This is a genomic window from Pseudomonas sp. JZ114 (assembly GCF_051027705.1).
GTDB classification, from domain to species: domain Bacteria; phylum Pseudomonadota; class Gammaproteobacteria; order Pseudomonadales; family Pseudomonadaceae; genus Chryseomonas; species Chryseomonas luteola.
On record NZ_CP069256.1, the window covers coordinates 2,205,082 to 2,227,538 of the forward strand.

The 22,457-nt window shown below is 56.2% G+C and carries 13 protein-coding genes; 8 read left to right on the forward strand and 5 right to left on the reverse strand.

What is annotated here, in order from left to right; genetic code table 11:
• Positions 1-241: 241 nt before the first annotated feature.
• The 4 genes from glgX to JQR90_RS10255 are packed head-to-tail and all read left to right on the forward strand — an operon-like array spanning position 242 to position 5,479.
• Positions 242-2,440, forward strand: coding sequence for a glycogen debranching protein GlgX (gene glgX, locus JQR90_RS10240; RefSeq protein WP_010798370.1), 2,199 nt, complete (start codon positions 242-244; stop codon positions 2,438-2,440).
• Entirely contained in the window at positions 2,437-3,198 is a 762-nt protein-coding gene (locus tag JQR90_RS10245; protein ID WP_010798371.1) for an endonuclease/exonuclease/phosphatase family protein, read from the forward strand. The genes glgX and JQR90_RS10245 overlap by 4 nt, the downstream gene beginning before the upstream one ends.
• Positions 3,195-4,439: a cardiolipin synthase ClsB gene (clsB, locus tag JQR90_RS10250; RefSeq protein ID WP_010798372.1), complete on the forward strand. Its 1,245-nt coding sequence runs from the start codon at positions 3,195-3,197 to the stop codon at positions 4,437-4,439. Before JQR90_RS10245 ends, clsB begins: the two co-directional genes overlap by 4 nt.
• A 32-nt stretch (positions 4,440-4,471) precedes the next feature.
• Positions 4,472-5,479 (forward strand): lysylphosphatidylglycerol synthase transmembrane domain-containing protein, encoded by a 1,008-nt coding sequence (locus JQR90_RS10255; protein WP_019365608.1) that lies wholly within the window; start codon positions 4,472-4,474, stop codon positions 5,477-5,479.
• A gap of 15 nt (positions 5,480-5,494) precedes the next feature.
• Here the strand turns inward: JQR90_RS10255 and JQR90_RS10260 are convergent, their stop codons facing one another.
• From JQR90_RS10260 to JQR90_RS10280, 5 genes are all read right to left on the reverse strand, one after another.
• Complete coding sequence (locus tag JQR90_RS10260; RefSeq protein ID WP_010798374.1) at positions 5,495-6,220, reverse strand: polysaccharide lyase family 7 protein; 726 nt, start codon at positions 6,218-6,220, stop codon at positions 5,495-5,497.
• A gap of 199 nt (positions 6,221-6,419) precedes the next feature.
• Positions 6,420-8,651: a 1,4-alpha-glucan branching protein GlgB gene (glgB, locus tag JQR90_RS10265; protein WP_010798375.1), complete on the reverse strand. Its 2,232-nt coding sequence runs from the start codon at positions 8,649-8,651 to the stop codon at positions 6,420-6,422.
• On the reverse strand, positions 8,648-11,980 hold the full coding sequence (gene treS, locus JQR90_RS10270; RefSeq protein ID WP_434139997.1) for a maltose alpha-D-glucosyltransferase: 3,333 nt from the start codon (positions 11,978-11,980) through the stop codon (positions 8,648-8,650). Before treS ends, glgB begins: the two co-directional genes overlap by 4 nt.
• An 18-nt stretch (positions 11,981-11,998) precedes the next feature.
• Positions 11,999-14,002 (reverse strand): alpha-1,4-glucan--maltose-1-phosphate maltosyltransferase, encoded by a 2,004-nt coding sequence (locus JQR90_RS10275; RefSeq protein ID WP_010798377.1) that lies wholly within the window; start codon positions 14,000-14,002, stop codon positions 11,999-12,001.
• A gap of 278 nt (positions 14,003-14,280) precedes the next feature.
• The gene (locus tag JQR90_RS10280; RefSeq protein ID WP_010798378.1) at positions 14,281-15,297 is read right to left on the reverse strand and encodes a zinc-dependent alcohol dehydrogenase family protein; all 1,017 of its coding nucleotides are present in this window, start codon (positions 15,295-15,297) and stop codon (positions 14,281-14,283) included.
• A 179-nt stretch (positions 15,298-15,476) separates the two neighbouring features.
• On the opposite strand from JQR90_RS10280, the gene JQR90_RS10285 reads away from it, so the two are divergent.
• The 4 genes from JQR90_RS10285 (at position 15,477) to JQR90_RS10300 (ending at position 22,446) form a co-directional block, all read left to right on the forward strand.
• Positions 15,477-16,391, forward strand: a complete 915-nt coding sequence (locus JQR90_RS10285) for a LysR family transcriptional regulator (protein ID WP_010798379.1) — start codon at positions 15,477-15,479, stop codon at positions 16,389-16,391.
• Positions 16,392-16,560: 169 nt separating this feature from the next.
• Positions 16,561-17,793 (forward strand): multidrug efflux RND transporter periplasmic adaptor subunit MexE, encoded by a 1,233-nt coding sequence (gene mexE / locus JQR90_RS10290; protein ID WP_407361844.1) that lies wholly within the window; start codon positions 16,561-16,563, stop codon positions 17,791-17,793.
• Between the two features lie 94 nt (positions 17,794-17,887).
• Positions 17,888-21,058, forward strand: coding sequence for an efflux RND transporter permease subunit (locus JQR90_RS10295; RefSeq protein ID WP_434139998.1), 3,171 nt, complete (start codon positions 17,888-17,890; stop codon positions 21,056-21,058).
• Positions 21,055-22,446 carry an efflux transporter outer membrane subunit gene (locus tag JQR90_RS10300; protein WP_010798382.1) on the forward strand — a complete coding sequence of 464 codons (1,392 nt, stop codon included), beginning with the start codon at positions 21,055-21,057 and terminating at the stop codon, positions 22,444-22,446. The genes JQR90_RS10295 and JQR90_RS10300 overlap by 4 nt, the downstream gene beginning before the upstream one ends.
• Positions 22,447-22,457: the final 11 nt, after the last annotated feature.

A 22,457-nucleotide genomic window follows, 5' to 3' on the forward strand; every position in this document is an offset into this window, starting at 1 on the left:
TCTTATAAAAATAACTATTTATTTATTGAAACTTGCGCTGCTTCGCTCTAACCGGCATGACACACGTCCTTTCGGAACTGCCAGCATTCGGGAGCCTCTATACCTATGACGTACAAGAAGGTCCGGAAACATCACATTACCGGATGGTTGAAAGTGCCTCGCTCCAGATAGAGCCGGTACCGTTACCTCAATACAGGCAGCACCTGGTTGAGCTCTAAGACATAGACCTGAGTCGATTACTATGAGCGCTAACAAGCCTAGCGATAGTTCTGAGAAGACCCAAAACGCTTTCGTCAACCGCACGACATCCCGCATTCGCGAAGGACTGCCCTATCCCCTGGGAGCCACCTGGGACGGCTCCGGCGTCAACTTTGCCCTGTTTTCGGCTCATGCTACCAAGGTTGAGCTTTGCCTGTTTGACCAGGATACTCTTGAAGAGATCGAGCGCATCGAGCTGCCCGAGTACACCAATGAGATCTGGCACGGCTACTTGCCTGACGCACGTCCGGGGACGTTGTACGGTTATCGCGTACACGGCCCCTATGAACCAGAGGCAGGCCATCGCTTCAACCACAACAAGCTACTGATCGATCCTTATGCCAAGCAGATCGTAGGCGAGCTTGAGTGGAACGATGCGTTGTTTGGTTACACCATTGGCCATCCTGACGGTGATCTCTCGTTCGATGAACGCGACAGTGCACCTTATATGCCTCGCTGCCGCGTGATCGATCCGGCCTTTACCTGGGGCACTACAGAGAAGCCCAAGGTACCGTGGGACCGTACTGTCTTTTACGAGACCCATGTCCGTGGTTTCACTATGCAGCATCCTTCAGTGCCGGAAAACACCCGCGGCACATTCTCCGCGTTCCACGAAAGCGATGTTGTAGATTACATCCGTTCGCTAGGTGTGACGTCCGTCGAGCTGATGCCCATCCACTACTTCCTGGATGACAACCATCTGCTTGAGAAAGGGCTGCGTAATTTCTGGGGTTATAACACCCTGGCCTTTTTTGCCCCTCATGCCCGCTACATGGCCAGCCAATCCATCGGCGAGTTCAAGATCATGGTCGCGCGGATGCACAAGGCCGGCCTTGAAGTCATTCTCGACGTGGTCTACAACCATACCGCCGAAGGCAATGAGATGGGCCCGACCCTCTCGCTCAAGGGGATCGATAACGCCAGTTACTATCGTCTGATGCCGGATAATCCCCGGTATTACATCAACGATACCGGTACGGGTAACACACTCAACATGAGTCACCCTTGCGTATTGCAGATGGTGACTGACTCCTTGCGCTATTGGGCAACCGAGATGCGTGTGGATGGCTTCCGCTTTGACCTTGCTACCATTCTGGGCCGCGAACCCCATGGTTTCGACGAAGGCGGCGGTTTCCTCGATGCCTGCCGTCAGGATCCGGTACTCAATCAGCTCAAGCTTGTTGCCGAACCTTGGGACTGCGGTCCAGGCGGCTATCAGGTGGGTAATTTCCCACCCGGCTGGATGGAGTGGAACGATAAATTCCGCGATACGGCACGGTCCTTCTGGAAAGGCGATGACGACAAACTTGGCGACTTTGCCAAGATTGTTCTCGGCTCGGGTGATCAATTCAACCAGCGTGGCCGCAAGCCGGCGTCGTCAGTCAACTTTGTCACTGCTCACGACGGCTTTACCCTCAACGATGTAGTGTCCTACAACGACAAGCACAACGAAGCAAATGGCGAGGGCAATAACGACGGCCATTCAAATAACCTGTCCTGGAACTGTGGCGTAGAAGGTGAAACGGACGATCCGGAAATCATCGACCTGCGCTACCGCCAGATGCGTAACTTCCTGGCAACCCTGTTCTTCTCCCAAGGCACACCGATGCTGTTGGCGGGTGATGAGTTCGCGCGGACGCAAGGCGGCAATAACAACGCCTATTGCCAGGACAGCGAAATCGGCTGGATAAACTGGGATATCAAGGAGCGCAGTGCTGAGCTTCAGGACTTCACGCGCCGACTCATCGAGCTTCGCATGAAGTATCCGTTACTACGTCGTAGCCGCTTCTTTACTGGCGTATACAACGAAGCGCTGGATATCAAGGACGTCACCTGGTTAATGCCCAGCGGTGAAGAAATGGGCATGGAACAGTGGCAGGACGGCAGCAATCGCTGCATGGGCATCCTGCTTGACGGTCGTGCGCAACCTACGGGGATTCGCCGTGCCGGCTCTGATACGTCGCTTCTGATGATCGTAAATGCTCATTACGACATGGTGGACTTCACACTGCCCCAAGTGCCTCAAGGTGAGCACTGGGTTTTGCAGGTTGATACTAATCAACCTGATTTGTTGGAAACCGGCGACACCTTTGCGTTTGGCGATGTCTATCAAGTAACAGGACGGTCATTTCTGTTGTTCGAATTGACCAAGCAAACCAAACGGAGGAAGCGTCAAGCATGACGAACGCAACAAAGGGTTTCTCGTTCAAGATCCTCACTATCAACACGCATAAGGGCTTTACGTCCTTCAACCGCAAGTTCATCTTGCCGGAGCTGCGTGACGCAGTGCGCACGACATCGGCTGATCTCGTGTTTCTGCAAGAAGTGTTGGGTACACACGAGAAGCACCCGTTGCGCTTCGAGAACTGGCCAGCGGCGCCGCAGTATGAGTTTCTGGCTGATTCCATGTGGACCGATTTCGCCTACGGGCGAAATGCGGTTTACCCGGATGGCCACCATGGCAACGCCGTACTGTCCAAGTTTCCGATCGTGACGTACCAGAACCTTGATGTGTCCATTACCGGCCCGGAAAAGCGCGGCTTGCTGCATTGTGTGCTGCGCGTTCCGGATCATGACTTTGATATCCACGCGATCTGTTGTCATTTGGGGCTCAGAGAGAACCACCGTCTGCAACAGCTGAAACTGATGTGCAAGCTCATTGAAAATCTGCCGGAAGATGCACCATTGGTCGTTGCAGGTGACTTCAACGATTGGCGCCAACGCGCCAGCGATGTGCTCAAGGCGGGCGCAGGGCTTGAGGAAGCATTTCTAAACGCCAACGGGCAACACGCCAAGACATTCCCAGCGCGTATGCCTATGTTGCGATTGGACCGGATCTACACACGCAACCTCACGGTGCGTACCCCTGAAGTCTTATCCAACCGCCCTTGGTCTCACCTGTCCGATCATGCCCCGCTGGCTGTGGAGTTGTGTGTATGAACCCGCAATGGCGAGACGGCAATCGAATTGAGCTCCTGGAGAATGGTGAAGAATACTTTCCCCGGGTATTTGAAGCCATCTCCCAGGCCAAGCGGGAAATCCTGCTGGAAACCTTCATTCTGTTTGAAGACAAGGTAGGCAATGAGCTACACCGTGTATTGATAGAAGCAGCCCGGCGTGGCGTACGCGTTGAGGTCACGGTGGATGGCTACGGTTCGGCGGAATTGACCAAGGACTTCCTTGATAAACTCGTGCTTGCCGGTGTTCGCTTCCGCTTTTACGATCCGCGCCCTCTCTTCATGGGGCGTAGGACCAACCTCTTCCGCCGTCTTCATCGCAAGATCGTTGTCATTGATGCTGAGATCGCTTTTGTTGGCGGTATCAATTTTTCTGCTGATCATCTGGGTGATTTTGGTCCTACGGCCAAGCAGGACTACGCAGTAGAAGTCGAAGGTCCTATCGTAGCCGATATTCATCGCTTTAGCCTTGAGGCACTGGGCAACAGCGAAGAGCCTCGTCGCTGGTGGGGTCGACGACGCAATGAGCCTGCTCGCAACGACTTCCCCGGTGATGCACAGGCGCTGTTCGTTTATCGAGACAACGAAGAGCATCGTACGGATATCGAGCAGCACTATATCGAGATGATGCGAAGCGCCAAGCGTGAAATCATCATTGCTAATGCCTATTTCTTTCCCGGTTACCGCCTGTTGCGTGAACTGCGAGACGCGGCCCGGCGTGGCGTGAAGGTCAGACTGATCGTCCAGGGCGAACCGGATATGCCGATCGTGAAGGTCGGTGCACGGATGCTTTACAACTACCTTGTACCTGAGGGCGTCGAAGTCTACGAATATTGCCGCCGCCCTCTGCATGGCAAGGTGGCGCTGATGGACGATTACTGGGCTACGGTGGGCTCCAGCAACCTGGACCCTTTAAGTCTTTCTCTTAACCTCGAATCCAATCTCATCTTCCATGACCGAGCCTTTAATCAGGTCTTGCGTGGTCGGCTCGAACAACTCATGGTGCAGCATTGTCAGCATGTGGACATGACCAAGGTGCCGCGCAAGACCATCTGGCACTTGGCCAAAACCATGCTGGTGTTTCACTTCCTTCGGCACTTCCCTGCCTGGGTAGGCTGGTTACCGGCACACACCCCTAAAATAGCGTTGGTCGAACCGCCCGCTCAATCGCATCTTGAACGATCCGATATAGCAGATCCGGAACGTGCGAGGACTCATACATGACCGCCACTCTAAGGCACTCTCAGGATGCCTCCGTGAAGTCGAAACCTTCTCCCAAAGGTAAAGTGTGGCCGATCGCCAAGAGGCTTCTGACCTACGCTTTTTTCATTGCCGTTACTGTTCTGCTCGTGATGTATGCCCGGCAGGTGAACTGGGTGCAGGTCTGGCATTCCATTCGCCAGTATGGCTGGACCGCTATCCTCATGGCCGTGGGCCTGGTTGTGGTCAGTTATATCATGTATGGCTTTTATGACCTGATTGGGCGAGCCTACTGCAGGCACAAGCTGGGCAAACGGCAGGTGATGATCGTGTCGTTTATCTGTTATGCCTTTACTCTTACGCTCAGTACATGGGTAGGCGGCATTGGCTTGCGGTACAGACTCTATTCTCGCCTGGGTCTGGAAAGCGGCACCATTACCCGTATCTTCAGCCTAAGCCTGGCGACTAACTGGCTGGGCTACATCCTACTGGCAGGGATTATCTTTACAGCAGGGCTGGTGAAGATTCCGCCGCACTGGTACATCGGCAATATGACGCTACGGATGATAGGCATTGGCCTCGTCACCTTTATTGCTGTCTATCTGCTGTTTTGCCAGTTTTCCAAACGTCGCTCATGGACCATTAAAGGGCAGGACCTTAATCTGCCTTCCCTGCGCATGGCCTGTATTCAACTGGTCGTCTCCTCCATCAACTGGATGGCAATGGGTGCCATTATCTATGTGCTGCTCGGACAGAAGATGGATTATGTGTTTGTGCTGGGCGTCCTGCTCATCAGTAGTTTTGCTGGTGTCATCACGCATATTCCAGCCGGAATCGGAGTGCTGGAAGCAGTTTTCGTGGCCTTCATGGGGCATGAACTGGATCATTCCTACATTATTGCGGCGTTACTTGCCTACCGAGCCATTTATTTCATCGCTCCGCTGCTGATTGCCATCGTTGTGTATTTCTTCATGGAAAGTCGCGCCAAGAAAATCCGGGCACGAAACGAGGCCAAGATGGAAAAACAGGACGAACAGGCGCAGGCCAAAGGTCCGGCAGCCTGACCGGCTGCCGAATCCTTATCGGTTGTTGGGTTGATGCATGGTGACCAATCGGTTGAAGGTCACCTTACCCCCTTCGGTAGAAGGTCCCTCCTTGTCCTCCACATAAGCGCCCGCCTTAAAGTAAAGGTGGTAACTTGCCCAGCGCTGATCCAACTGTACAGACAGCTCCCCGTTTCCGCGCCCATGTGTAAAAAGCCTTACGCTCAGCACACCGGTCCGACTCAAGCGCAACTCATAACTGAACGGACCGTCCAATGGAATATTGCGTAGCAGAATTTGTGGCGGAATCTTGAGGGTGTCCGGCTTGGTACGAATCAAGGCCTCAACCTGTCCAGTGACAGGCGTTTTCCCCTCCATGGTAGGGTCCAGACGATAACGCAGGCTGATCAATGCTGAGTCCGGTGTACCCTGACTATCTCCCACCGTACGGATCTGTCCGATAATCATCTTGCCACTGGAAGGCACTTGATTAACGCGCAGGTCAGCCTGCATCAGGCTGACGGAGTCTTCGTATTTCCAATTGTATTCACTGCCATCCGGGCGCGTTTCCCGAAGCTCAGTACTGGGATAGTTGAGTTCCGGCGTATAACGTCCTGTTACGGGAGCCCAGAGGGTCACGCTACCATCGGGAGTACGATAAAAGTAATCACTGCGGTAGTTGCGATTGAGTACGTTGGTCTCAATAACGACAGGACTGGATGGCTCGGGAATTGTCAGATTCCACTCTGCCAGATCTACCATGTGAGTCCTCCCTGATTACCTATAAAGACCCTGATCCGGTGCTACTGCATTAGTAGAACCCATAGCGTGTCAATAAAACATGAATGATGCAAACAGCAGCCTGGCAACCTCGGCGGCAATAACAGATCAGCTTCATTTACCTGCGGGAAAACGCAAGAAAAACGGCGCGTTAAGCGCCGTTTTCTTTTTTGTCTTCCGATCAATGCTCGGGTCGAGTGCCAGGTCTCAGGATAACGACACCCAATGGCGGCAACTTCAGATCCAAAGAGGCTGGCTGGCCATGGCTAGAGGTTTCATCTGCCGTAACGGCACCACCATTGCCAACACCACTACCGCCGTAAATATCGCTGTCGCTATTGAAGAGTTCTAACCACTGTCCCCCTTCAGGCACGCCTATACGGTAGTCATAACGCGGTACCGGTGTGAAGTTTCCAACAACCAGCAGGGGCCGCTTCTGTGAGTCGAAACGCAACCAGGCAAATACGCTGTTGGCAGAATCATCACCTACCAGCCACTGGAAGCCTTCCGGTTCGCAGTCATGCTCGTGCAGCATGGGCTCTGCCCGGTATAACCGGTTCAGATCCGCTACCAGCTTTTGTACACCCTGGTGGTTCTGATGCTGCAGCAGGAACCAGTCCAGTTCGCGGTCGTGGCTCCATTCACGCCATTGACCGATCTCGGACCCCATGAACAGCAGCTTCTTGCCCGGATGCGTCCACATGAAGGACAGGTACGCACGCAGGTTGGCAAACTTCTGCCAATTGTCACCGGGCATCTTGTTCAGCAAAGACCCTTTGCCATGCACGACTTCATCATGGGAAATAGGAAGAACAAAACGCTCGGAATAGGCGTATACCATACCGAAGGTCATGTTGTGATGGTCGTAACGGCGGTAGATCGGATCACGCTCGATGTAATGAAGCGTGTCATGCATCCAGCCCATGTTCCACTTGTAGGAGAACCCAAGACCGCCCTCGGAGGTAGGCTTGCTGACACCAGGCCATGCGGTTGACTCCTCTGCAATCATCAACGCACCGGGCGCTTCTTCATGCACCACATCGTTCAAATGGCGGAGAAAATCGATTGTCTCGAGGTTCTCGCGGCCGCCATATTTATTGGGAATCCACTCGCCCTGCTTGCGGGAATAATCGCGGTACAGCATGGATGCGACCGCATCCACACGCAGGCCGTCTATATGGAAATGCTTGAGCCAATGCAGCGCAGACGACAGCATGAATCCGTGTACTTCATTGCGCCCAAGGTTATAGATGTAAGTGTTCCAATCCTGATGGAAACCTTCGAAAGGATGCTCGTACTCATAGAGTGCTGTACCGTCGAAACGCGCCAGTCCATGGGGATCCGTCGGGAAATGCGCGGGCACCCAGTCGAGAATCACACCGACGTGCGCCTGATGGCAGGCATCTACGAAGGCTGCGAAATCAGCCGGCGTGCCATGACGAGAGGTTGGAGCGAACTGCGACAGTGGCTGATAGCCCCATGATCCACTGAACGGATGCTCCATCACAGGCAATAGCTCGATATGGGTAAAGCCCATCTCCTGAATATAGGGAATCAGCTGTTCAGCCAGCTCCCGCCAATTCAAGATGCGACCATCGTCGCCACCGTCACGACGCCATGAGGTAGAGTGCAGCTCGTACACCGAGAACGGCGCATGAACAGACTGGCGCTCCTTGCGCTGCGCCATCCAATCATCATCATGCCACTCGAACGGAGCCGGATCAGCCACTACCGAGGCGGTGCACGGCGGTAGCTCCGTTGCCAAGGCGACTGGGTCAGCTTTTAGGGGCAATAACCCATGCTGACCAAGGATTTCGTACTTGTATGAATCACCCGGCTTGACGCGGGGGATAAACAATTCCCACACCCCTGCACCGTGCCGTAGGCGCATTGGGTGACGGCGACCGTCCCAGGTATTGAAGTTACCCACTACTGAAACCCGACGTGCATTGGGTGCCCACACAGCAAAGCGTACACCCTGAACACCATCGATGGTCATCGCTTGAGCACCCAGGCATTGGCCCAGCTGACGATGCTTACCCTCATTGATCAGGTAGATATCGACATCGCCCAACAGTGTACCAAAGCTGTAAGGGTCTTCTGTCTCCTGTACGCCACTGGGCCAGCGGATCCTGAAGAAATACGTTGCCTGATAGTCCAGGCGGGCATAAAACAGCCCGGGAATCTGCCCGGCTTCCATATGGGCCAAGTGGCGACCGCTCTCACGCTCGACCAGCTCGACACCCAGCGCATTGGGTAAAAAGGCACGAACCAGAAACCCGGTACCATCCGGGTGAGGCCCCAAGATGGCAAACGGGTTGCCATGTTCTCCGCGAGCCAGCGCGTCCGCCTCTGGAGCAGATAGCTGGGCGTAGTCTGGTTGGTGGTTCTGGGGTGCTACGGCTTGAGTCATCCTTTTGCTCCCGAAATGAGCGAATCCACAATGGCGGCTACGCCGCGCAGCGGAATGTTGATCCAGTTAGGCCGATTGGCCGCTTCATAACCAATTTCATAAACGGCTTTCTCTAGCGTATAGAGATCCAGCGCTACCTGCTCACCACGCTCGCTCCATTCATGGGCGATACCGGCAGCAGCCTCACGATAAGCCTTGAGGAAGGCCGCGTAAGCCGTTGTGCGATAGGTCTCTGCTGCCTGTCGCCGTTGACGCATTGCCTCTTCCGACGTATCGGCACCACTGTTACTGCTCATGGTGATCATGGCCGCCGCATAGTCAAAGGATCGCAGCAGACCTGCCACGTCCTTGTGCGGACCATACTTGGCACGACGCTCATCCAGCGAACGGGCAGGCTCACCTTCAAAGTCGATCAGGTAGGCATCGTCCTGAGACACCAGGACTTGCCCAAGGTGCAAATCTCCGTGAACACGGATGCGCAAGCCACCGGCTACGTCTTCGGCAAGGGCTTCGATACGCTCGCCAAGTTCCTTGCGCTGAGACACCAACTTGTCGAGGTGCTGGGTGCTGGCGCTATCCAGGGAGGCGCGTTTGTTCTCAAGCGTATCCAGCGCAGCGTCAACCTGCTCTCGTACACGGTGAGCAAACGTACGCGCGGAGTCTGCATCGATCTTCTCGGGTGCAAACGCAGCGTCATCGGTGTCCTGGGCAAGCAAGGTATGCATTTCACCCAGGCGCTGTCCCAGAATGGCGGCAAAGTTTTCCAGATCGGACATGGCAGTGAACTCGTTCTCCACCTCTGACAGACCTGCCTCCAACATGTCACGGGTTACCTGGTCCAGCTTGTCCAGCGTCCACTTCCAGGCATCCCCCTGGTTATGGATCTGAGGCTGCACCAACATGAGCACATTGGGTGTGCCCTCTTCGTTGTAGCGTGTCACCTCACCCAGTAAGGGCGCCATGTTGGCAAAGCCTTTGTCCGTCAGGAACCGACCCATTTCGACTTCAGGGTGAATACCTGTAGCTACCTTCCGGATCAGCTTGAGCATGTACTTGTCGCCTACAATGAGCGAACTGTTGGACTGCTCTACACCCATGTGCCGAATTTCAGTTTCATCGGTTGTAGTGAAGTTCTCGACATCCATGTACGGCTGGAAGCGGATCTCACCTGCAGGCGATTTCAGTACGGCCTGATCCTTGAAGGCCTTGAACACCCCATGCACAAAGCTGGTCAGCGTAAAGGCATCGGTAACCAGACCTACGTTGCGAACATGGCGAATGCGGGACATCGCCAACTGGGTAGCCAACGGACTGCAATGCTGGTCACTCTCGGCCAGGAAGCCCAACGGCAAGGCATAATGCTCCTGCCCCTTGGCATTTTTCACACAGACTTCCATGAACAGCACGGGGAATTTCGGCGTTGGAATTTCCACAGCGTACATGAGGGTGACCTGCTGGATCGCCTCGTCCTTGCTGCCGAACCAGCGGCGCTTGGGCAGGTACAGCGGCAGGATTTCCTGTTCAAGAGCCTTGCGCGGCGTACCGCTGAGCAACTCTTGCAGATTCTTTTTGATGACGAGCGTTTGGAAGTCAGGCATGGTTTCTGGAGGCTCGGAGTGCCACGCAGGCATCTGTTCATTGCCTGCGAGGTAGAACCAATAAAATCCGTACGGCTGAAGTGTCAGCATGTAAGGCAGTTGGCCAATGGGCGGAAAGGCACTGCCTCCCAGCATTTCCACGGGCACCTTGCCTGCCATGGATGACAAATCCAGTTCGACGGCCTGGGCAGCACGCGACACGTTGGCAACACAGAGAATGGTCTCGTGCTCGCCTTCGGGCGTGGTGTAGTCACGCAAATACGCCAGAATACGGCGGTTGGTTGGCCGGAGCATCTTCATGGTGCCGCGACCAAAGGCTTTCTGTTGCTTGCGCACGGCCAGCATGCGGCGCGTCCAGTTCAGCAGCGAATGAGGATCGCGCGCCTGTGACTCTACGTTGATCGACTGATAGCCATATAGCGGGTCCATTACCACCGGTAGCACGAGGCTGGCCGGGTCGGCGCGGGAGAAGCCACCATTGCGGTCGACCGACCATTGCATCGGCGTACGTACGCCGTCTCGGTCGCCTAGGTGGATATTGTCGCCCATGCCGATTTCATCGCCGTAGTACATCGTAGGCGTACCTGGCATGGAGAGAAGCAGGCTATTGAGCAGTTCGATCCGCCGACGATCCCGCTCGAGCAGCGGTGCCAGGCGACGGCGAATCCCCAGATTGATGCGCGCACGCCGGTCTGAGGCGTAAAAATTCCACAGATAATCCCGTTCCCGGTCAGTCACCATTTCAAGCGTCAGTTCGTCATGGTTGCGCAAAAAGATCGACCATTGACAGTTCGCTGGAATTTCAGGGGTCTGACGCAGGATATCGCTGATAGGAAAGCGGTCTTCCTGGGCGATAGCCATATACATGCGAGGCATCAGCGGAAAGTGGAACGCCATGTGGCACTCGTCACCTTCGCCAAAGTACTGCTGCGTATCTTCCGGCCACTGATTGGCTTCCGCCAGTAACATCCGGTCCGGGTAATTCGCATCGATCTCGGCACGAATCTGTTTGAGTACCGCATGGGTTTCGGGCAGGTTTTCGTTATTGGTGCCGTCACGCTCCACCAGATAGGGAATGGCATCCAGACGCAGGCCATCGACGCCCATGTCCAGCCAGTAGCGCATGATCGAGATCACCGCTTTCATGACCTGAGGGTTATCGAAGTTCAAGTCAGGCTGGTGCGAGTAGAATCGGTGCCAGTAATACTGCTCAGCGACGGGATCCCACGTCCAATTGGACTTTTCGGTATCCAAAAAGATGATCCGCGTACCGTCGTACTTCTTGTCATCATCTGACCAGACATAGAAGTTGCGCGCCGAAGACCCTTTCTTCGCCTTGCGTGCACGCTGAAACCAAGGGTGATCGCTAGAGGTATGGTTGATTACCAGCTCAGTGATGACCCGCAATCCCCTTTTGTGCGCCTCGGCAATAAAGCGCCTAGCATCCGCCATGGTGCCGTAATCCGGATGCACTCCACGGTATTCGGAGATATCGTACCCGTCATCGCGGCGCGGCGACGGGTAGAACGGCAGTATCCAAATGGTGTTAACGCCCAGGCCAGCAATGTAGTCGAGCTTATCGATCAGGCCAGGGAAGTCACCGATTCCGTCGTTGTTGGAATCGTAAAACGACTTCACGTGAACCTGATAGATGACCGCATCCTTGTACCACAACGGGTCATTGATAAAGGCCGCCGGTTTGCGCGAGCGCGTTTTTTTTGGTTTCGCCATTTATAGTCTTCCTTTGGCCTAGATGGCCGGGCGGATACGCCATATGCCAAATGGCATGGAAGGATCGAGACGCGTCCATTGTGTTTTCCCGTGCCATGTCCAGCGGTGGCCGGTCATGAGGTCTTCGCCATGCATGGATGCATTATCGTCGAGTCCGAATTCCCACAAGGGGAGTTCAAAGTGGCCTTCCTGGGCGTTATGGGGATCAAGATTGATTGCCACGAGTACGAAATTGCTGAGATCGGGCGTGTACTTGCCGAACAGGATGATGTTGTCATTGAACACGTTGTAGAACTTGATCCCCAGATGTGTCTGGAGAGCCGGGTTCTGCTTGCGGATCCGGTTGAGCTGTGCAACTTCCGCCATGATGTTGCCCGGCGCATACCAGTTGCGGGGGCGCAACTCATACTTCTCGGAATCCAGATACTCTTCCTTGCCGGGCGTTAGCGGCGTGCCTTCACACAACTCAAAACCTGAATACATGCCCCACAGGCCCGACCCCATGGTGGCCAGCGCTGCGCGAATCAAAAACCCTGGACGCCCGCTGGTCTGTAGGAAAACCGGATTGATGTCCGGCGTGTTGACGAAGAAGTTGGGGCGATAGCATTCACGCCAGGGCGAACTATTGAGCTGTGTGAAATATTCCGTCAGCTCAGCCTTTGTATTGCGCCAGGTAAAATAGGTATAGCTCTGCGAATATCCGACTTTGCCCAAACGTGCCATCATCGCTGGCTTAGTAAAGGCCTCGGCCAGGAACATGACTTCTGGGTCACGGCCACGGATATCCGCAATCAGCCACTCCCAGAACGGCAATGGCTTGGTATGGGGGTTATCGACCCGGAAAATCTTGACGCCCTGCTCCACCCAATGCCAGACCACATCACGCAGCGCGAGCCAGAGGTCCGGGACGGAATCCTTGGCATAAAAATCGACGTTGACGATGTCTTGGTACTTTTTGGGCGGGTTTTCCGCGTAGCGCATGGAGCCATCAGGACGCCAGGAGAACCAGCCCGGATGCTCCTTGAGCCAGGGATGATCAGGTGAGCACTGGATGGCAAAGTCGAGTGCGATTTCAAGACCATGGTCAGCCGCTGCGGCAACCAGCTCACGGAAATCTTCAAGCGTTCCGAGTTGCGGATGTACGGCGTCGTGACCGCCATCGGGACTACCAATGGCATAAGGGCTGCCAGGCTGGTCAGGGCCGGCACCCAGCGTATTGTTCTTGCCCTTGCGGTGGGCAAGCCCGATCGGATGGATCGGTGGGAAGTACAGGACATCGAAGCCCATGTCACGTACACGAGGCAGCTCACCGATTACATCGCGAAAGGTGCCATGACGCTGTGGGTCATTAGTAATCGAGCGGGGAAAGAGCTCATACCAGCTGGCGAATTGTGCCTTGAGGCGCTCAATGTCCAACGGGTACTCGACGCTGTGCGTCAGATGCGGATAGGCATCGGCGTCGCGCATGTTGCGCTCAGTTTCCGAGCTAAGCAACAAAGCCACCTTGTCACCTTCGGTAGCGCACTGATCAAACCGTGCCAGCAAGGATTCCAGACCGGGCCGCACCTCGTCATCCGCACGAGTCAGGGCCTGCTCCAGATGGATGCGTCCTTCCTGTAACTCAAGTCCGATCGGCACACCAGCGCCATATTTCTTTTCAAGCTCGTAGCGGTAACTGCCGTACACATCCCACCACGCTTGAACGACAAATTCATGTCGAGCCACCTGTACCGGCGTGAACTCGCACAGCCAGAGGTCATTGGTTTGAAGCTCCAGCGGTACTCGCTGCCAGTCTTCAGCACCCTCCACGCGCCACAGTACGCAGGCGGCCAGCTTGTCGTGCCCGTCTGCGAAAATGGTGGCCTTTACGGTAATGGGCTGGCCGGCGATGCCCTTGGCAGCGAATTGTCCGTTATCCACTGTCGGGCTGACCGACTCGATGGCAATTCTCGGTGTTTGCGACGCCGTTTCCGGGTCATAAGGTAGATACGCGAGTGAACCGGGGAGATCGGTATTCGACATCGAGCCTGACTCCTTAAAGTGCTGTTGGCTGGCTCATGCCCAGCTTCCGGCGATCGGAACATCCTTCGATGCCTTGTGGCGGGTGCGGCGGAGGGTCATAACCTCTACCGCGCTGAGCCCAATAGGTATGAAATACTGAGCCGACGCCTAAGGGAAAAGTTCAGGCTATTGATGGAGATAAGTTGCAAGCAGCCGAACGGTTGACTCGGCTGCAGCACAGGCGGGGGGAAGAAATCAGGCGTGTCGGGCAACGCATTGCAGGCGCACTGCCCGTCTACTTACTCAACGGTCAAGACGACCCGCCCCTTGAGGCATTCGTTTTCTACAAGCCGATGGGCTTCCACGAACTGGTCAAACGGCAGCGTATGCGCAACGATGGGCTTGAGCAGACCATCCCGGGTCATCTGATTGATTACGGTCAGCGCCCGTTGTACCGCCTCGGCATGGGGCTCCAGGCCAAGCTCTGGATGACCTGTAAAATCCAGGACGCTATGCCGGAAAATCTGCAGGTGTTTCTTGAACGCAGCGCAGGCCGGAAAGGACGCCTCGTTACCACCACCCATGCCGTAAATGATCAGCTTGCCCCGTGTCGCGGCAATATCACCCAGGCGGGACAGCTGCGGACCACATAGCGCATCCAGTACAACCTCAACGCCGCGACTCTCGGTAAAACGCTCTACTTCCAGCACCAGGTCCTGCTCATCGGTCGATACGACCTTCACAGCACCCAGCCCTTTGAGCAGTGCACGGTTTTCCGACTCGCTGGTAGCCGCGATCACCTGTGCACCCAAGGCGGTCGCTAGCTGAACCACCGCCGGGCCTACGCAGTTGCTGGCTTCGGTAACCAGTACCTGCTGTCCGGCCTTGAGCTGAGCTAGGTCTACCAGGGCAAAATAGGCCAGCAGCAGACCGGCATAATGAACTGCCGCTTCAGCCGGCGTCAGCGTATCAGGGTATTCGGTCAATGCCTGCTGGGGCATCAGCACCATGTCACCACTGGCCGGATACTGGTTGATCGAGTGGGCAGGAAAGCTGGCCACTCGCATGCCTGGTTGGAAATGGCGGACGCCCTCGCCCACGGACACAACCTCACCCGCCAGCTCAGAACCAAACCCAGCCGGCAATGTGGCAGGCTCATCGGCTAGGTTCTGCCGCCAGAGCACGTCGCCCCAACATACGCCCAGCGCCTGTACACGCACCAGTACTTCCCCTGCACCAGGCTCAGGAGTGGGTTGGTTTTCGCAGCACAGGACATCAGCACTGCCGAACTGGTGAAAGCGAATCACACGGGACATCGCAAACCTCTTTGGTGGATTCCGTATGGCTACGGACTGTATCCAAGCTGGCGCCTCAACGCTACCCGCCCGTATCGATAGTTGTCATGAATGCCAGTGATGCAAGGCTTGACGCCGCCCTCGACTCACTACAGTCTCATGCGCTCGAACAAATGCATGGCCACGGTTAAGGGCATACCATGAATCGCAACGATCTTCGCCGAGTAGACCTCAACCTGTTGATTGTGTTCGAGACATTGATGCGGGAGCGGAGCGTAACCCGCGCTGCTGAAAAGCTCTTCCTGGGCCAGCCTGCCATCAGCGCCGCCCTTGCCCGTCTGCGCAGCCTGTTTGACGATCCATTGCTGGTCCGCACCGGCCGCACGATGGAACCTACGCCCCGTGCCATGGAGATCTTCGGCCTGCTTTCACCGGCCCTGGACTCAATCTCCTCGGCCATGAGCCGCGCACAGAATTTCGAACCGGCAAGCGCCGATCGCGTATTCAGAATAGGACTGTCGGACGACGTCGAGTTCGCCCTGCTGCCGCCCCTGCTCAGGCGCCTTCGCGCAGAGGCACCCGGAGTAGCCTTGGTCATACGCCGAACCAACTACCTGAACATTTCCAGCCAACTGGCCTCCGGCGAGATCACAGTAGGCGTTGCCTACACCTCGGAACTGCCCGCCAATGCCAAACGCAAGACCTTGCGGCGCTCGCGCTCAAAAGTGCTTCGGGCCGATTCCATTCCCGGCACGCTGACCTTGGACGACTTTTGTGCTCGCCCTCATGCGCTGGTATCGCCTGCCGGCGACCTGAGTGGGTTTATCGATGATGCGCTGTCGACGCTGGGCAAGCAGAGGCGCGTCGTGCTGGCAGTCCCCCAGTTCAACGGCCTGGGAACACTACTGACCAATACGGATCTGCTCGCCACCGTCCCGGACTACACCGCCCAGGTACTGGCTTCCAACGGCGGCTTGCGCATCGAAGATCCACCTCTGGAGGTGCAATCCTTTGAACTCTCCATGGCCTGGAGCGGTGTGCACGATAACGACCCTGCCGAACGCTGGTTACGCTCTCGTATACAAATGTTTGTGGGAGATCCAGACAGTTTATAATAATGGGCTGGTATTACATAACTAAAGATAGTCTGCTATCGATATATTTGAAGGCTTTTATCATTTTGATCGATAGTTAAATTCAGAGTGTTCGATTCGATCGTGCCAGACCCTTGAGCCAGACTCCGCCGTACTTAAATTTTCCTCACTTTGTCCGGCGGAAACGAACATGGAACAGTCTTCCACTCTCTGGCGATCTTCTCTGGCATTAGCCAGCGTTCTATTGCTCAGTGCCTGCGACAACAAGCCTGATGCGTCGGCCACAGCACCAGCAAAGCCCAAGGTCAGCGCCGCTCAGGTCATTCAACAACCGATCACGGAATGGGATGAGGTTACCGGCCGCCTCGAAGCGCCCGAGTCTGTCATCATTCGTCCGCGCGTTTCGGGCTATATCGATCGGGTTGTCTTTCAGGAAGGCACCTTAGTTAAGAAAGGCGACCTGCTTTTCCAGATCGACCCCCGCCCCTTCCAGGCCGAAGTGAAGCGTCTGGAAGCGCAGCTGCAACAGGCCAAGGCTCATCTGGATCGGGCTCAGAATGAAGCACAACGTGGCGAGCGCTTGCGCTCAAGCAATGCGATCTCTGCCGAAGTAGCGGATGCCCGCACCAGCGAAGCATTGGAAGCCAAGGCGACGCTTGCCGCTACGCAAGCCGAACTGGACGCAGCCCGTCTGAACCTGAGCTTTACTCAAGTTACCGCCCCCATTACAGGTCGCGTTGGCCGGGCCGAGGTGACCGCGGGTAACCTGGTAAATGCTGGGGAAAGCCAACTCACCACGCTGGTATCCACCGACAAGGTGTATGCCTATTTCGATGCTGATGAACGTGTTTTCCTCAAGTATTCCAACTTGAAACGCCAAGGTGTGCGGGGCGAAACCAGTCCGGTCTTTATGGGACTTTCCAGCGAAACCGGCCACCCTCACCTAGGCAAGATGAACTTTCTTGATAACCAGGTTGATCCCCGTACAGGCACCATTCGTGGACGGGCCGTATTCGAAAACACTGATGGCCAGTTTACTCCTGGGCTCTATGCAAGGCTGAAGCTGGTTGGCAGCGGTACCTATAACGCGATGCTCATCAAGGATGAGGCTGTAGGTACTGATCTGGGCAAAAAATACGTGCTGGTAGTCAAAGACGACGGCACCGTGGATTACCGCTCGGTTGAACTGGGTCCGAAAATCGAAGGGCTGCGGATTGTCCGTACAGGTCTGGCCAGCAATGACAAGGTCATCATCAATGGCCTGCAACGCATCCGTCCGGGCTCCCAGGCAGACGCTCAGATCGTACCCATGGCTGACGAGGCCACCCTGGCTGCACTCAAGCATCAGCGCGAGCTGGTAGCGAAAAGCCTGCCTCTGCCGGACAAGCCGATTCAGCTGACTGCCAACGATACGCATCGTTAACACCGTCTAACCCTGCCGCCAAGCCCATGCGCCTCGCTCTTCTACCAGGAGAGCGACGGTGCCCTGTTGCTCGCGTTTACAAAGGAATGGTCCGATGAACTTCTCACAGTTCTTCATCAAGCGTCCCATTTTCGCGGCCGTTCTCTCGCTGATTATCCTGATCGGCGGAGCCGTCTCGCTCTTTCAACTTCCTATCAGTGAATACCCGGAAGTCGTGCCGCCCACAGTAGTGGTTAACGCTACCTTCCCGGGCGCCAACCCCAAAGTTATCGGCGAGACCGTGGCAGCCCCGCTGGAGCAAGCCATGAACGGCGTCGAGCACATGCTCTATATGTCGTCCCAGGCCACTGCCGACGGCAAGATGAAGCTGACCATTACGTTTGCCTTGGGCACAGATCTGGATACAGCGCAGGTACAGGTGCAGAACCGTGTCACCCGCACCCTGCCCAAGCTGCCTGAAGAAGTGCAGCGTCTGGGTGTAACCGCTGACAAGGCCTCACCGGATCTGGCCATGGTGGTGCACCTTACCTCGCCCGATGAGCGCTACGACATGCTGTACCTGTCCAACTATGCGCTGATCAACATCAAGGACGAGCTGTCCCGCCTGGACGGTGTGGGTGATGTCCAGCTGTTCGGCATGGGCGAGTATTCCCTGCGTGTGTGGCTTGACCCGAACAAGGTGGCCTCTCGTGGCCTGACGGCAACAGATGTCGTCAACGCCATTCGTGAGCAGAACCGCCAGGTTGCGGCAGGTTCTCTGGGCGCCCCGCCCGCGCCCAACGCGAACAGCTTCCAACTGGCCATCAACACCCAAGGCCGCCTGGTCAATGAGGAAGAGTTCGAAAACATCATTGTTCGAGCCGGCGCAAATGGTGAAATCACCCGCGTGAGGGACATTGCGCGCGTTGAATTGGGCTCGAACCAGTACGCCCTGCGTTCATTGTTGAACAACAAACCAGCCGTCGCCATACCGATCTTCCAGCGTCCAGGCTCCAACGCAATCGACCTGTCCAATCAGGTGCGGGCGAGAATGGCTGACCTGAAGAAGAGCTTCCCTCAGGGTATGGACTACTCCATCGTTTATGACCCTACGATCTTCGTCCGTGGCTCCATCGAAGCGGTTGTGCATACCCTTTTTGAAGCCATCGTGCTGGTTGTGCTGGTTGTGGTGCTGTTCCTGCAAACCTGGCGCGCCTCTATCATCCCGCTGGCAGCCGTTCCGGTTTCGCTGATCGGCACGTTCGCCTTGATGCACTTGTTCGGGTTTTCACTGAACGCACTGTCCCTTTTCGGGCTGGTATTAGCTATTGGGATTGTGGTGGACGATGCCATCGTGGTCGTGGAAAACGTCGAACGGAACATTGGGCTGGGCCTCTCTCCGGTTGCCGCAACCCAGCGAGCGATGCGGGAAGTAACCGGTCCTATCATCGCTACCGCGCTAGTGCTGTGCGCTGTGTTTGTACCCACCGCCTTTATTTCCGGATTGACGGGACAGTTCTATCGACAGTTCGCCCTGACCATTGCTATTTCAACGGTCATCTCAGCCTTCAACTCGCTTACGCTCTCCCCTGCACTGGCAGCCGTCCTGCTCAAGGGACACGATGCTCCCAAGGACCGTTTTTCGCGCTTGCTGGATCGCCTGCTGGGCAGCTGGCTGTTCGCGCCATTCAACCGTATATTCGAACGCGCCAGTCACGGCTATGTAGGCGTGGTTGCACGTGTGCTTCGCCGCGGCTCGATTGCGCTAGTGGTCTATGCCGGTCTGATGGCGCTGACGGTGTTTGGGCTGACGAACACGCCTACAGGTTTCGTGCCGCAACAGGACAAGCAGTATCTGGTCGCCTTTGCGCAGCTGCCTGACGCTTCTACGCTGGATCGTACCGAAGACGTCATCAAGCGGATGTCCGATATCGCGCTCAAGTATCCGGGCGTGGAAAGCACCGTGGCGTTCCCGGGACTCTCCATTAATGGGTTTACCAACAGCCCCAACAGCGGCATTGTTTTCGTGACACTCAAGCCCTTCGAAGAGCGTAAGGACCCCAGTCTGTCAGCCAACGCGATTGCAGGTGCACTCAACGGCAAGTTCAGTTCTATTCAGGATTCGATCATCGCGATCTTCCCGCCTCCGCCGGTTCAGGGCCTGGGTAGCATCGGCGGTTTCCGTGTGCAAATCGAGGATCGAGGCAACCTGGGCTACAACGAGCTGTTCGCCCAAACGCAGAACATCATTGCGAAAAGCCAGAGCGTGCCGGAACTGGCAGGCCTGTTCTCCAGTTACCAGGTCAACGTTCCGCAAATCGATGCCGATATTGATCGTGAGAAAGCCAAGACTCATGGCGTTGCGATCAGCGATATCTTCGATACGCTACAGGTCTACCTGGGCTCGCTGTATGCCAACGACTTCAACCGCTTTGGCCGTACCTTCCAGGTCAACGTACAAGCCGATCAGCAGTTCCGCCTTGAAGCCGACCAGATCGGCCAGCTGAAGGTACGTAACAACCTGGGCGAGATGGTGCCGCTGTCTACCTTCGTGAAGGTAAGTGATAGCGCAGGCCCCGACCGCGTGATGCACTACAACGGGTTTATCACGGCCGAAATCAACGGCGCCCCGGCACCCGGTTACAGCTCGGGCCAGGCACAGGCCGCGCTGGAAAAACTCATGAAGGAAGAGTTGCCCAATGGCATGACCTACGAGTGGACCGAGCTGACCTACCAGCAAATCCTGTCGGGCAACACGGCCTTCCTAGTCTTCCCGCTGTGCGTGCTGCTGGCCTTCCTGGTGCTTGCTGCCCAGTACGAAAGCTGGAGCCTGCCGCTTGCCGTTATTCTCATCGTACCAATGACGCTTCTGTGCGCTATCACAGGGGTCATTCTGTCCGGGAGTGATAACAACATCTTTACCCAGATCGGCCTGATCGTCTTGGTTGGCCTGGCCTGCAAAAACGCAATTCTGATCGTGGAGTTCGCCAAGGATAAACAGGAAGAAGGCATGGACCGTGTGGCCGCCGTACTGGAAGCATGCCGGTTGCGTCTACGCCCGATCCTGATGACCAGCTTTGCCTTCATCATGGGCGTGGTGCCGCTGGTGACGTCTACCGGTGCAGGTGCCGAGATGCGTCATGCCATGGGCGTTGCGGTGTTCTCCGGCATGCTGGGTGTGACCTTCTTTGGCCTGCTACTGACTCCATTGTTCTATGTGCTGATCCGTGCGTTCGTAGAGCGTCGTGCTGAGCGCCGTATCGCCGCACAGGAGGTGCTGTCATGAAAATCTTCGTTCCAAGTCTATTGGCCCTTGCCTTGAGTGCCTGTGCGGTCGGTCCGACTTATCAGGCGCCGCAAACCGAACCGGCTCATCTGCAGACCGCGGCGGGCAGCCAATATGATCACTCCCGTTTCGAGGCACAGTGGTGGCAACAATTCGAGGACCCCACCCTTAATCAGCTGGTGGCGCGCTCGATTTCTGGCAACCGGGAGCTTCGCGTGGCCTATGCCCGACTGCGCTCGGCTCGTGCCCTGCGTGATGACACGGCCAATGACCGCTTTCCTGTTGTGACCAGTCGCGCTAGTAGCGAGATCGGCAAGGCGCAGCAGCCGGGCTTCACCGATAAGCGTACAAACAATGAGCGTTATGATCTTGGATTAGACATGGCCTGGGAGATTGATCTCTTCGGCCGGATCCAGCATCAACTGGAAGCCAGCGATGCTCAGGCAGACGCCGCGCAGGCAGAACTCAATCAACTGCAGGTCAGCCTGATTGCAGAACTGGTAGACGCCTATGGCACGCTCCGCGGTGCCCAGCTGCGCGAGCATATTGCGCAGGAAAACCTGAAGAATCAGCGAGCCTCCCGGCAATTGACCCAAACCCTGGATGAAGCAGGCGTAGGCAGCCAGCTGGATGTCTTGCGGGCTGATGCACGCCTTGCGGCTACCGAGGCGACTCTGCCGCAACTCCAGGCAGAAGCGGCGCGGGCAAAGAATCGGATAGCGACCCTGATAGGCGAACGGCCTGATGCGATGAGCATTGACCTTTCACCCAAGCCATTGCCTGCAATTGCCAAGGCGCTTCCCATTGGTGACCCGGCCGAGCTGTTGCGCCGCCGCCCGGATATCCAGGCAGCCGAACGTCAGCTGGCAGCCGCAACCGCGAATGTCGGTGTAGCTACTGCAGATCTTTTCCCGCGAGTTAGCCTGAGCGGCTTTCTAGGGTTCACCGCGGGGCGGGGTTCCGAGATCGGCTCTTCGGCCGCCCGCGCATGGGGCCTGGGTCCTACCTTAAGCTGGCCAGCCTTTGACTTAGGTAGCGTTCGCGCACGCCTGCGTGGGGCCAAGGCAGATGCCGAAGGCGCCCTGGCCAACTATGAACAGCAAGTGCTGCTTGCCCTTGAAGAAAGTGCCAATGCCTTTAGCGACTATGGTAAACGCCAGGAGCGCCTGGTTGCACTGATTCGCCAGTCCGAAGCCAGCCGCGCAGCAGCCGAGCAGGCAGCGATCCGCTACCGCGAAGGCGGGTCGGACTTCCTGGTATTGCTGGATGCAGAGCGCGAGCGACTGGCGGCGGAAGACGCCCAGGCCCAAGCGGAAGTCGAACTCTACCAAGGCATTGTAGCGATCTATAAATCACTAGGCGGCGGTTGGGAGATCCCCAACGCCTGATCCTTCGGTTA

What these genes read in the sequence shown, in the direction of transcription:
- glgX (WP_010798370.1), top strand. Translation starts at nt 242, where the DNA reads ATGAGCGCTAACAAGCCTAGCGATAGTTCTGAGAAGACCCAAAACGCT.
- JQR90_RS10245 (WP_010798371.1), top strand. Translation starts at nt 2,437, where the DNA reads ATGACGAACGCAACAAAGGGTTTCTCGTTCAAGATCCTCACTATCAAC.
- clsB (WP_010798372.1), top strand. Translation starts at nt 3,195, where the DNA reads ATGAACCCGCAATGGCGAGACGGCAATCGAATTGAGCTCCTGGAGAAT.
- JQR90_RS10260 (WP_010798374.1), bottom strand. Translation starts at nt 6,220, where the DNA reads ATGGTAGATCTGGCAGAGTGGAATCTGACAATTCCCGAGCCATCCAGT.
- glgB (WP_010798375.1), bottom strand. Translation starts at nt 8,651, where the DNA reads ATGACTCAAGCCGTAGCACCCCAGAACCACCAACCAGACTACGCCCAG.
- treS (WP_434139997.1), bottom strand. Translation starts at nt 11,980, where the DNA reads ATGGCGAAACCAAAAAAAACGCGCTCGCGCAAACCGGCGGCCTTTATC.
- JQR90_RS10275 (WP_010798377.1), bottom strand. Translation starts at nt 14,002, where the DNA reads ATGTCGAATACCGATCTCCCCGGTTCACTCGCGTATCTACCTTATGAC.
- JQR90_RS10280 (WP_010798378.1), bottom strand. Translation starts at nt 15,297, where the DNA reads ATGTCCCGTGTGATTCGCTTTCACCAGTTCGGCAGTGCTGATGTCCTG.
- JQR90_RS10285 (WP_010798379.1), top strand. Translation starts at nt 15,477, where the DNA reads ATGAATCGCAACGATCTTCGCCGAGTAGACCTCAACCTGTTGATTGTG.
- mexE (WP_407361844.1), top strand. Translation starts at nt 16,561, where the DNA reads ATGGAACAGTCTTCCACTCTCTGGCGATCTTCTCTGGCATTAGCCAGC.
- JQR90_RS10295 (WP_434139998.1), top strand. Translation starts at nt 17,888, where the DNA reads ATGAACTTCTCACAGTTCTTCATCAAGCGTCCCATTTTCGCGGCCGTT.
- JQR90_RS10300 (WP_010798382.1), top strand. Translation starts at nt 21,055, where the DNA reads ATGAAAATCTTCGTTCCAAGTCTATTGGCCCTTGCCTTGAGTGCCTGT.